The following is a 10,691-nucleotide window of genomic DNA, read 5'->3' as shown; positions in this document are numbered from 1 at the left end:
CAAGTCGTCTACTTACCGCCCTATTCACCAGACCTGAATCGTATCGAAAAGTGTTGGGCATGGTTAAAGGGCCGCATTCGCAAACAACGACGCAGCGCTACTAGTTTGCGTGAAGCGATGGAGACAGTCCTCAAGGAAGCCGCGTCCTAACTCTTGTGGCGACAGCTATAACTCAGCAATGATTGACCCTACATTTTCAAGCTTAGAAACCTGACAACGTTGAACTTGCCTTCATGACTTACTTTGCCGGGTTAACATATCCGGTAGTGTTCTAAACCTGTGGATCAGGGTGGTTGAACCTCGTTCTTGAAGGCAGCTTTTAGAAAACCATCCACAGGTCTAGAACACTACCGAAAATAGCGCGCTTCACGATAAGTTGCAGCTTAACTCAAGGATCTTGCGTGGTCTAAATGGAATGTCTGTTGAAGAATGAGAACAACGAAGTAACCGTCGAGTCATGAACACAAAGGAGACCAAGACGTGAACATGTCCGCTCTTAGAAGCAGTACCCGCTTGTTTTCGATCGCCGCACTCTTTTTAGGAACCACTCTAATCACTTCGCTAGGAACTGTCATGAACGCTACAAACGCACAAGACATCAAACCTACTATCGTTCTTGTTCACGGCGCGTTCGCTGAGTCGTCTAGTTGGAATGGCGTATTGACCAAACTGCATGAGAAAGGTTACCCGACAGTTGCCGTAGCCAACCCTCTACGTGGAGTGAAAAGCGACGCGAACTATGTTGCCAGCGTCCTCAAGAGCATTGAGGGGCCTACGGTGTTAGTCGGACACTCCTACGGAGGTGCGGTGATCACCAACGCGGTCAATGACAACGATAACGTGAAGGCACTCGTCTATGTTGCGGCTTTCGCTCCGGATACAGGTGAGACTGCCGTCGAACTCTCAGGACGTTATCCTGGCAGCACTCTCGGGCCAGCACTCGCGCCACCTGTTGCAATACCTAATGGGGGTCAAGATCTTTATATCCAGCAAGACAAGTTCCACGCCCAGTTTGCTGCGGATGTACCTGTCGCGGCGGCACAGCTGATGGCTAGCACCCAACGACCCATCACGGAAGCTGCTCTTAACGAAGCCTCTGGCACCCCTGCTTGGAAGTCCACCCCATCCTGGTTCATTTATGGCGATCGCGACTTAAATATTCCGGAGGCAGCCCTCTCTTTCATGGCAAAGCGTGCCAACTCGAAGGAAACGATTGTCGTGAATGGCGCATCGCATGTAGTGATGGTTTCTCATCCAGATGCCGTCGTTAGAGTCATAGAGCATGCTGCAACCGCAGAGTAGAGAAGCTGGCTGTGCCGTAAAAACTTTTGAATGTGATCCAACCCAAAGAGGTACCACGATGAATGTCTTAGTGATCGGAGCGGCGGGCAAGACCGGAAGACAGGTGGTGGAGCAGGCCGTTGCTGCTGGCCACACTGTGACGGCCTTCATCCGTGATAGTGCTCGATACAACGCCCCGCCTAACGTTCGCGTTTTCACTGGGGATGCAGCCGACCCAGCGACGATGTCCGACGCGACAGCTGATCAAGACGCCGTGATCGATACAGTCGGCGGCAAGACGCCGTGGCGGAAGACGGAGATCGAGCAACGGGTTGCCCGCGCTATCGTCGAAGCCGCGAAGAAGAACGGCACACGCCGGATCATCGCGATCTCGGCTCTGGGGGTGGGGGACAGCACGGCGCAGGCAACACTACTGTTCCGGCTACTGCTGCTGCCCACATTCCTGCGTGGCTCTACAGCGGATAAAACCGCTATGGAACGGGCGATCGCACAGGCAGGAATCCCCTATGTGCTAGTTCGCCCTGCCGTGTTGAATGACCAGCCCGCTGTCGGTTCCGTGCGTGTGCTCGCAGGGGTAGAGAAGGGTCGACAGATAACCCGCGCCGATCTGGCCACGTTCGTCGTAGAGCAGTTGACCATGGATACACATGTGAATCGAGCCGTTACGATTGCCAACAGCTAACATGGCGTGCTCGCGGAATCTCTGGCCGCTTCGATGTCTTATGCTTTTTGCGGTGCAACCTCATCATTCACGCCACCGATAGTTCACAGGCACCCAAGCATAGCCCTGATTGCCTGCACGCCGATCGCCCCCCAGACTCCATGAACCGCGAATGCACCGACCAACTTTGGATCTTATTTGCGCGACCAAGGCTGGCACAAACAGCCAGAAGCAAGACCGCTGTCGGATCGATGATTCTTTGAAACCACTAAATATTAAGAGACAGCTACTGAATCAGCGCCTTTTTCCCTGAAAAATACCACGCTTGACGATAAGTTGCAGCTTAACTTAAGGAACTTGCGTGGTCTAAATGGGATGTCTGTTGAAGAATAAGGACAACAAGGTAAATGTCGAGTCAGAGCCTTCCCACATTTACAGCAAGGAAACTAACCATGAGATTTAACTCCCATCTCACCGTCCAAGCCGTTCTGCTCTCTATCGCTTTTCTCAGCGTTCTCAGTTTCACCCTTCTCTTCCAGCTTCCAGTCTCAGCCCAATCTACCTCTCAGATTGCTCCTCAGATTGAGCAAATTGGCGAAGGCCAAGGAGATATTCCACCTGCTTACCGCTTAGTTATCAGCGACTCCGAAAACATTGTCTATGTTTACTGCCCAGAAAACTATGCACCTAAGCTCGACTACCTTCGCAATGTAAAAGCACTGCAATGCGAACCCATGTAAGAGAACTCAGCTGATTCAATTGATTTGTCAACTACTCACAACTACAACTCTAAGGAGAATTTCCATGTCTACTACTACTCAACAGAAACCTGTCATTATTTTGCAACAAGGGTCAATTGGGCCAGAAGTTACCGATTTACAATACATTCTGCAAATACGCAAATTCACTGCCAACGCGCCTGATGCTCAGTTCGGCCCCCTAACTAGAGCAGCAGTGGTTCGCTTTCAGAAATCCAAAAATCTAGTAGCTGATGGCATTGTCGGAGCAGCAACCTGGACCGCAATGGAATATACTTGGCCAGAAAATCAGCCTGGAGTTTTCTTGCGAGAAAGGGATAGCAGCATTGCTGTGCAACGGATGCAGCAAGCGCTGTTAACAAAAAGATTCAGTTTGGGGTTGGCTGATGGTATTTTTGGCCCCAAAACCAAAGCTGCTGTGATTCAGTTACAGAAGAATGGTGACGGAGAACGCCTTGCCAATATTCAAGGAGTCGTTGGTCCCATAACCTGGGGCATCATCATGGGCCTCAAAGTGCCTTAGTTAGAGTATTATTGTCAGCTCTGATCTGAGTATCCTTTGCATAGATATCTAAATATGGAAATGCGATCGCTTGATAGTAGGCGATCGCATTTCCATGTTTAGCCTGATGAGCCAGTTCAGGTATGAGCCCCTCAGTTATCTCTCTTCTGTCACTCCTGCTAGAGAATCGCTAAAAGCCCTAAACTTCGTTGGGTGCTGCTTGGGTATATGGACGGAAAGAACCTCATTGTTCACGCCAGCGATATTCCACAGGCACCCAATCATAGCCCTGGTTATTTGCACGAATATGACCGACTCCTGGAAAGGAGACATGGGCGGCTGCGACAAGACGACGGGTTCTTTCTGCATCGGCAAATTGTCTGGCCCGTTGCGCTGCTGCGGCATTCGGATCAACGTCAAAATCGATCGTGATTTCGGGCTTCGGAAATTGAACCGAGGCGACGTGCACAATATCGCCCCAAAACTCGATGCTCTCGCCTTGGCTTTCCACTAAGAAGAAACTGTGTCCAGGTGTATGTCCTGGTGTGGGGCGTGCGGTAATCCCAGGTACAATCACCGTCTCGCCGGAAAACGGCTTCAGCTTGCCCCTATCCAGATAGGGTTTAATTGTTTTAACGGCTTCGTTGAAATATCTTTGATAGTCTGGCGATCGCTTTGCATTAGCAGGGTTAAGCCAAAAATCAATATCGGGTTTGCCGACATAGACCGTAGCAGCGGGAAACATGGGTTGACCACCTACAACCAAACCGCCGCTGTGATCGGTATGGATATGAGTAATGAGAACAATATCGATCTCATTGGCTGTATAGCCTGCTGCCTGCAACGACCTGGGTAGCTTGCCGCCTAGTTCCCCAAACAATTCCCCTGAACCTGTGTCTACTAACACCTGCTTGTCTCCAGTATCGATGAGAAATACATTGATCGAGGCTTCAACAGGGTTTTTAAGGAAGCTTTGATACAGGAGGCGATCGATTTCTGCCTGGTTCGTATTGGTCAGGATGGGATGCAGATCCAGTGGCACTGTGCCGTCGCTGAGAGCGGTAATTGTGAAATCGCCTAACTCGAATTGATAGATACCCGGCACTTGAGGTTTTACCGTTTTCTCTGCGGTAATTCCCGGAAAGATAATTGAGGTTGCAATAATCAACACTGCGGTAATAACAGCTATAGCAAACCTAAAAAACATATTCGAGATATCCCAGTGGTAATTGAAAATCGAGGCAAAAGCTTAGTTGGTAAAACTTTACCCAATTGCACCACTCAATATCCGCTAATCAAACGACAAATTAAAGCGATTTTCCACCGGAGAGACTGGAGCATTACAGCCTGGTGATGATGAATACCACGCTTCACGATAAGTTGCAGCTTAACTCAGGGAACTTGCGTGGTCTAAATGGGATGTCTGTTGAAGAATGAGGACAACAAGGTAAATGCCGAGTCAGCACCTTCACCTTGGACTCAACCCATACTGATTCAGGAGAAATTCTATGACACAGTCAACCAACACAGAACGACTTATCTTAGTCACCGGCGCTACAGGCAATCAGGGAAGCGCGATCGCCAGTCATCTTCTGCAACGCGGCAATTTCAAGGTTCGTGCCTTGGTGCGTGACTCTAACAAGCCTGCTGCTCAAGCTCTCCAACAAGCAGGCGCAGAACTCGCAGTCGGAGATCTCAACGATTGCGCTTCCATTGATCGCGCTTTGCAAGGTGCCTACGGTGTTTTTTCGCTACAGATCTTTCAAGATGGAGTAGACACCGAAATCCGTCAGGGCAAAGCGGTTGCAGACGCCGCTGCATCGGCGGGCATCCAGCACTTCGTCTACAGTTCGGTGGGTAGCGCCGAACGCAACACGGGCATTCCGCATTTCGATAGCAAGTTTCAAGTCGAAGAATACATCCGAGCCAGCGAGTTGCCCTACACAATCCTGCGACCCGTTTTCTTCTTTTACAACTACAACATGATGCGCTCGATGGTTGAGACTGGAACGCTCTTTCAGCCATTGAGTCCTGAGACGAAGTTGCAGCAGCTTTCTGAAGAAGATTATGGGGAGATGGTCGCTGATGTATTCGATCGCCCCGCAGACTTCATGCACCGCGAAATTGAACTTGCCAGTGTGGACATGACCATGCCAGAAATCGCTGCTGCGTTCAGCCGTGTTTTAGGAAAAACCGTTCAATACCAACAAATTCCGTTTGAAGCGTTTGAGCAGCAAATTGGAGAGGAATTGACCATCATGTATCGCTGGTTTGAAAGCGTCGGCTACGCAGCAGATTTAGCCCGGTTGAAGCGTGATTTTTCTGCACAGACCGACTTTGAAGCTTATTTGCGTGACCACGGCTGGCAGAACCAGCCAGAAGCGCAGCCAATATCGGGTCAATGATTCTTTGAAACTACTAAACATCAAAGACAACCACTGAATCAGGGTCTTTTTTCCTGAAGAAAACCACGCTTCACCATAAGTTGCAGCTTAACTCAAGGAACTTGCGTGGTCTCAATGGAATGTTTGTTAAAGAATGAGAACAACGAGGTAAAAGCCAATGCGGTGAGGGTGGCTCCCTCATCCCCAGCATACTTTGAAAGTATCACTTTTTAAGGAGATTGAAACAATGATTTTGACTACAGCAGGTACGATTGAAGGCAAAAAGATTGTTGACCACTACGGGATAGTGAGTAGCGAAACTATTTTGGGTGCAAATATTTTCAAAGACTTTCTTGCAGGAATGCGCGACATGGTAGGTGGGCGCTCAGCGAGTTATGAGAAATCTCTTAGAGAAGCTAAAGAGATTGCCCTGAAAGAGCTGACTGATCAAGCAAAAACCTTAGGTGCAAATGCTGTGATTGCGATCGCCTTGGACTACGAAACAATTGATTCTGGCGGTGGAAGCAGTATGTTGATGGTCGCCGTGAGTGGAACGGCTGTACGCTATCAGGAGCTTCAAACCATTTAGAGGCTGACTTTTCAAGGGAAGTCGAGCCCACCAAGTAATAAGGGAGATGAGGGAGATAGAGGAGAAATCACTTCCCCATCTTCCCCAGCCAGAAGATACCGTGAAAAGTTGCGGCTTTAACTCAAGGAACTTGCGTGGGCTACATGGAATGTTTGTCGAAGAATGAGAACAACGAAGTGAATATCGAGTCAGTACCTTCGTTCCTTTGAAACCAACCCATACTGATTAGGAGAAATTTTATGAGCACAATCACAACGCAAGATGGCACACAGATTTACTACAAGGATTGGGGAGCTGGACAACCCGTTGTCTTCAGCCACGGGTGGCCTCTGAATTCTGATAGTTGGGAAGCTCAAATGCTGTTTCTAGCAGACCACGGGTTTCGGGTAATTGCTCATGATCGTCGGGGGCATGGACGCTCAAGCCAACCCTGGAATGGCAACGAGATGGATACCTATGCTGATGACCTCGCGATGCTGATTGAGACGCTAGACCTGAGCGGGGCCACCTTAATTGGTTTCTCTACAGGTGGCGGTGAAGTTGCCCGCTATATTGGTCGCCACGGCACAGCGCGAGTTGCCAAAGCCGCACTGATCTCGGCTGTTCCGCCACTGATGCTGAAGACAGAGAATAATCCTGACGGACTGCCGCTCGATGTGTTCGACGGGCTCCGTGCTGGCTCCCTGGCTGACCGATCTCAACTCTACAAAGATCTCGCTAGTGGCCCTTTCTTCGGCTTCAACCGTCCGAGTGCTAACGTTTCGCAGGGCATGATTGACTGGTTCTGGTTTCAAGGAATGCAGGCGGGACACAAGAACGCTTTCGACAGTATCAAAGCCTTTTCTGAAACCGACTTCACCGAAGACCTTAAAAAGTTCGACGTACCAACGCTGATCATTCATGGTGATGATGACCAGATTGTGCCAATCGGTGCCGCTGCGATCGCCGCCGCCAAACTGGTGAAGCATTCCACCCTGAAGATCTATCCAGATGCACCCCACGGTTTAACGGATACACACAAGGAACAACTCAACAACGACCTTCTATCCTTCCTCAAGGACTGACACCGGACGTTGAGGTGAGACATCTTTTTCAAAGGGATGAACCCCGGTGTAAGCATTGGCAATGATTCGCCGTAAGCATTGAGGACTGTATTCAAAGAAATTCAATTTTAGGAGTAGAACCCATGAAACTAAAGCCTATCAGTCAGCAAGTAGTTGCCATCGTTGGCGCTTCTAGTGGAATTGGCAGAGAGACAGCTCTGCGGTTTGCCAAAAAAGGGGCAAAGGTTGTTGTTGCTGCTCGTGGCGAGTCTGGGTTGGCAACGTTGGTAGATGAGATCAAACAGTTGGGTGGAGACGCGATCGCCGTCATTGCCGATGTCAGCGAATTTGAGCAGGTGAAAGCGATCGCCGATCAGACCATTGCCACTTACGGACGACTCGATACCTGGGTGCATGTCTCTGGAACCAGCGTTGTTGCACCGTTTGACCAAATCACACCGGAAGAATTTAGAAGAGTCATTGATGTCAACCTGAATGGGCAGGCCTATGGCGCAATGGTCGCTCTACCGCACCTCAAAAAAGAGGGAAGTGGCGCACTCATTCACGTTTCCTCATTAGCAGCAAGAGTTCCGTTTCCATTACAAAGTCCCTATGCAGCTTCCAAGCACGGCGTAGCAGGCTTTCTAGATTCCATGAGAATCGAATTGCAGCACCAAAAACAGCCGATCAGCGTCACCAACGTGATGCCTGCCATCACAAATACCCCCATTTTCAACAAAATTCGGACGAAGATGGGAGTCGCGCCTGCTGGATTGCCGCCTTACAACAAACCCAGCACCGTTGCCGATGCCATTTTATATGCCGCTGAGCATCCTACCCGTGACTTTGTTGTTGGTGACATGGGGCGAATCTTAGAGATGCTGCAACGCATTGCTCCGTCGATTATCGATCGCTTATTTCTCCAGGTTGGCTTTACCGCTCAACTGACAGGTGAGCCAAAATCGGCAGATGCACCGGATAACCTATACGCTCCAATCTCTGGCTACGACACCGTAGAGGGCGACTTTGGCAAGTTGAGTGTACCCAGCTTCACGGATTGGCTAGATAGAAACCCGTCGTTTAAGTGGGGCGCGATCACAGTAGTTGCTGCCAGCGGATTGATTGCCATGCTAGGGGGCATTTCAGGCTAAAAACCGTGTTGTTATGGTATCGCAACCGAACATGGCATGACGATCGATTCCAGGCTGATTGACCTTGTAGCGTTGGCGACCTGCGGTTGCGATCGCACACCTCATTCGATGGCAGGTTTCAATCTTCTCTTACTGCCGACTCAATGCCAACAACAGTGGAACAAGCTATGAACGTTAACTCACAAACTGATGTTTTTGATGTCATCATCGTCGGTGGCGGACCAGCCGGTTTGACTGCTGCCCTGATGCTCGGACGAGCCTGCAAACGGGTCTTGGTCTGCGATGCTGGAAAGCCACGCAATCAAGTGGCTCATGCTGCTCATGGTTTCTTTTCTAGAGATGGAATTTCACCTGCAGAACTGCTGCAAATTGGACGAGAGCAATTGCATCCTTATGATGGTGTTAAAATTCAGGTCGGTGAAGTGGTCGATGCTCAGAAATTGGGCGATCGCTTTCAAGTCACCCTGAACGATGGCAACCAGTTTGTTGGTCGCAAACTACTGTTAGCCACGGGGATGAAAGATTCACTTCCGACAATTGATGGATTCACAGAACTCTGGGGTAGCAGTATTTTCCACTGTCCTTACTGCCATGGTTGGGAAGTGCGGAATCAACCTTTAGCAATTTATGGCAAAGGTGAGATAGGACTTGAAATGACATTCATGCTAACCAGTTGGAGCCGCGATTTAGTGCTCTGTTCAGATGGTCCTGCCGAATTAACTCATGAGCAACGACAACAGTTATCGAAGTGGGGAGTTCAGCTGCGCGAAGAAAAAATTGCTCGACTCGAATATCAAGACGACAAATTAACAGGGATCGTCTTTACGAACAATGAAGTGCTGCCCCGCCACGGTATATTGCTGCGCCCTCCATCGTATCAGCACAGCCATCTAGCCACAAAGTTAGGGTGTAAATTTGGCAGCAATGGCATCGTACAAGTAGATGAGAGTAAGCAAACCTCGATTCCTGGACTCTATGCGGTGGGCGATGTGTCTAGCCCTTATTCACAGATCGCCGTAGCAGTCGCGGGTGGGACGCTCGCTGCTGTCTCCATCAATCGCACCTTGACTGAAGAAAATCTGGTTCAGCTTAGGTAAATCAGCGACCAGGAGCTGTAAGTCATGTCAAAATCAGAGACTTTTGCATCAAATCAACAACTTACTAATGCTTGGAGTTACTTCGCCAGTACATGTCCTCAAGGAGAAGTTTTAGAAGCAAATGAATTAGTCATCACTTGGAGCGGTACAGACAATCTCTTTATCAATGCCGTCTTTCTGACTAAACCTTTTCGTGACGAGGCTGAGCTAGAAACAAAGATAAAAGTGGCTTGTGATTATGCTAAAAAGCGTAATCAGCCCTGGTGGATGATAGTTGCTGAAGACTCAATACCAGAGTTCCTCAGTCCTCAACTCGATGAAGTCTTTGCTCGACAGGGGCTTGCTCCCTTACTCAGAATGACTGGTATAGCTACGCAGCAACTGCTTCCGACAACACATCACTCGAAATTAAACTGTGTCAGTGTGAATAACTTGGAGATGAGACGAGCTGTCGCTGACATTAATGCGATTAGTTCTAATCTTCCTCCTGCACCTTTTCGCGAGATTCTAGAACTTGATCAATTTTGGCAAGAGACGGTATTCGGTACAGTGGGTTATGTAGAAAATCAACCCGTGTCAACGGCGATCACGTTTCTGATCAACGATGAAGCTTATTTTCAAACTTATACCTGTTGATATTAGATTCACATGGTCAATCGTATCCCAACAGTTAAACTGTCCACCCGTCGAGTACTAGTGAGCAGTTTTATCTTTGTATGCTTGCTCATTGCAGGATATTTTGGGTTGCGGACTCTGCGCCAAATATTGCTTCCGCTGCCCTTGGATCGTTGCGAAAGTAAACGATTTGAGTCCGCCGACTGGCAAGAGCGTTCACAATCCCACTCTCCCGCTGCTGTACGCGGGTGCATGGTTGATGATCTGCTTAAGCGGCATACATTGGTAGGCAAGAGCCGTTCTGAAGTCATTGCTCTTCTGGGGCAGCCTGACACGACGGATTACTTCCAGGACTGTGATCTAGTCTACTGGCTTGGGCCAGAGCAAGGACTAATGAGCATCGACTCTGAATGGTTGATAATCCGGCTTGACGCTCAAGGTCGGGTGAGCAACCATCAGTTGGTCACTGACTGAGACAGGACTTACGCAGAGACAGACATAAACTAGAGGCATGAGCTTCACCAAACTGGATTACTGCCAGTACTTACTAAGCAGTCCGATTAACTACACGATGACGAACTTGGCTGAC

14 protein-coding genes are annotated in these 10,691 nt (G+C 49.2%); 13 read left to right on the top strand and 1 reads right to left on the bottom strand.

Annotation, left to right across the window (positions count from 1 at the left end; translation table 11 throughout):
* The 5 genes from H6F90_RS13505 to H6F90_RS13485 form a co-directional block, all read left to right on the top strand.
* Nucleotides 1-150, top strand: a 150-nt coding sequence (locus H6F90_RS13505) for a transposase (protein ID WP_190550225.1), incomplete at its 5' end; no start/stop codon positions are given.
* A gap of 423 nt (nt 151-573) precedes the next feature.
* On the top strand, nt 574-1,302 hold the full coding sequence (locus H6F90_RS13500) for an alpha/beta fold hydrolase (protein WP_242024466.1): 729 nt from the start codon (nt 574-576) through the stop codon (nt 1,300-1,302).
* A gap of 58 nt (nt 1,303-1,360) precedes the next feature.
* On the top strand, nt 1,361-1,984 hold the full coding sequence (locus tag H6F90_RS13495) for an NAD(P)-dependent oxidoreductase (RefSeq protein ID WP_190552968.1): 624 nt from the start codon (nt 1,361-1,363) through the stop codon (nt 1,982-1,984).
* Nucleotides 1,985-2,415: 431 nt separating this feature from the next.
* The gene (locus tag H6F90_RS13490) at nt 2,416-2,703 is read left to right on the top strand and encodes a hypothetical protein (protein ID WP_190552967.1); all 288 of its coding nucleotides are present in this window, start codon (nt 2,416-2,418) and stop codon (nt 2,701-2,703) included.
* Between the two features lie 64 nt (nt 2,704-2,767).
* Nucleotides 2,768-3,244, top strand: a complete 477-nt coding sequence (locus H6F90_RS13485; RefSeq protein ID WP_190552966.1) for a peptidoglycan-binding protein — start codon at nt 2,768-2,770, stop codon at nt 3,242-3,244.
* Nucleotides 3,245-3,467: 223 nt separating this feature from the next.
* Here the strand turns inward: H6F90_RS13485 and H6F90_RS13480 are convergent, their stop codons facing one another.
* Nucleotides 3,468-4,394, bottom strand: a complete 927-nt coding sequence (locus H6F90_RS13480; protein WP_199295909.1) for an MBL fold metallo-hydrolase — start codon at nt 4,392-4,394, stop codon at nt 3,468-3,470.
* 337 nt (nt 4,395-4,731) lie between these two features.
* Here H6F90_RS13480 and H6F90_RS13475 point away from each other — a divergent pair, with 337 nt between their 5' ends.
* The 8 genes from H6F90_RS13475 (at nt 4,732) to H6F90_RS13445 (ending at nt 10,576) form a co-directional block, all read left to right on the top strand.
* The gene (locus tag H6F90_RS13475) at nt 4,732-5,628 is read left to right on the top strand and encodes an NmrA/HSCARG family protein (RefSeq protein WP_190552964.1); all 897 of its coding nucleotides are present in this window, start codon (nt 4,732-4,734) and stop codon (nt 5,626-5,628) included.
* 226 nt (nt 5,629-5,854) lie between these two features.
* On the top strand, nt 5,855-6,196 hold the full coding sequence (locus tag H6F90_RS13470) for a heavy metal-binding domain-containing protein (protein WP_190552963.1): 342 nt from the start codon (nt 5,855-5,857) through the stop codon (nt 6,194-6,196).
* A 239-nt stretch (nt 6,197-6,435) separates the two neighbouring features.
* The gene (locus H6F90_RS13465) at nt 6,436-7,260 is read left to right on the top strand and encodes an alpha/beta fold hydrolase (protein WP_190552962.1); all 825 of its coding nucleotides are present in this window, start codon (nt 6,436-6,438) and stop codon (nt 7,258-7,260) included.
* A 122-nt stretch (nt 7,261-7,382) separates the two neighbouring features.
* The gene (locus H6F90_RS13460) at nt 7,383-8,390 is read left to right on the top strand and encodes an SDR family oxidoreductase (RefSeq protein WP_190552961.1); all 1,008 of its coding nucleotides are present in this window, start codon (nt 7,383-7,385) and stop codon (nt 8,388-8,390) included.
* Between the two features lie 36 nt (nt 8,391-8,426).
* Nucleotides 8,427-8,561, top strand: a complete 135-nt coding sequence (locus H6F90_RS31135) for a hypothetical protein (protein ID WP_255524999.1) — start codon at nt 8,427-8,429, stop codon at nt 8,559-8,561.
* A complete protein-coding gene (locus H6F90_RS13455) occupies nt 8,558-9,487 on the top strand; it encodes an NAD(P)/FAD-dependent oxidoreductase (protein ID WP_190552960.1) in 930 nt (309 codons plus the stop codon). Before H6F90_RS31135 ends, H6F90_RS13455 begins: the two co-directional genes overlap by 4 nt.
* A gap of 24 nt (nt 9,488-9,511) precedes the next feature.
* Nucleotides 9,512-10,123: a hypothetical protein gene (locus H6F90_RS13450; RefSeq protein WP_190552959.1), complete on the top strand. Its 612-nt coding sequence runs from the start codon at nt 9,512-9,514 to the stop codon at nt 10,121-10,123.
* Nucleotides 10,124-10,135: 12 nt separating this feature from the next.
* A complete protein-coding gene (locus H6F90_RS13445; RefSeq protein ID WP_190552958.1) occupies nt 10,136-10,576 on the top strand; it encodes a hypothetical protein in 441 nt (146 codons plus the stop codon).
* Nucleotides 10,577-10,691: the final 115 nt, after the last annotated feature.

The organism is Trichocoleus sp. FACHB-591, from assembly GCF_014695845.1.
Taxonomy (GTDB): Bacteria; Cyanobacteriota; Cyanobacteriia; order FACHB-46; family FACHB-46; genus Trichocoleus.
This window is presented reverse-complemented; position numbering and strand designations above follow the sequence as displayed.

Coding starts and splice junctions, on each gene's coding strand:
- H6F90_RS13460 (WP_190552961.1), top strand. CDS start 7,383: ATGAAACTAAAGCCTATCAGTCAGCAAGTAGTTGCCATCGTTGGCGCT.
- H6F90_RS13495 (WP_190552968.1), top strand. CDS start 1,361: ATGAATGTCTTAGTGATCGGAGCGGCGGGCAAGACCGGAAGACAGGTG.
- H6F90_RS13475 (WP_190552964.1), top strand. CDS start 4,732: ATGACACAGTCAACCAACACAGAACGACTTATCTTAGTCACCGGCGCT.
- H6F90_RS13455 (WP_190552960.1), top strand. CDS start 8,558: ATGAACGTTAACTCACAAACTGATGTTTTTGATGTCATCATCGTCGGT.
- H6F90_RS13445 (WP_190552958.1), top strand. CDS start 10,136: ATGGTCAATCGTATCCCAACAGTTAAACTGTCCACCCGTCGAGTACTA.
- H6F90_RS13500 (WP_242024466.1), top strand. CDS start 574: ATGAACGCTACAAACGCACAAGACATCAAACCTACTATCGTTCTTGTT.
- H6F90_RS31135 (WP_255524999.1), top strand. CDS start 8,427: ATGACGATCGATTCCAGGCTGATTGACCTTGTAGCGTTGGCGACCTGC.
- H6F90_RS13490 (WP_190552967.1), top strand. CDS start 2,416: ATGAGATTTAACTCCCATCTCACCGTCCAAGCCGTTCTGCTCTCTATC.
- H6F90_RS13450 (WP_190552959.1), top strand. CDS start 9,512: ATGTCAAAATCAGAGACTTTTGCATCAAATCAACAACTTACTAATGCT.
- H6F90_RS13485 (WP_190552966.1), top strand. CDS start 2,768: ATGTCTACTACTACTCAACAGAAACCTGTCATTATTTTGCAACAAGGG.
- H6F90_RS13470 (WP_190552963.1), top strand. CDS start 5,855: ATGATTTTGACTACAGCAGGTACGATTGAAGGCAAAAAGATTGTTGAC.
- H6F90_RS13465 (WP_190552962.1), top strand. CDS start 6,436: ATGAGCACAATCACAACGCAAGATGGCACACAGATTTACTACAAGGAT.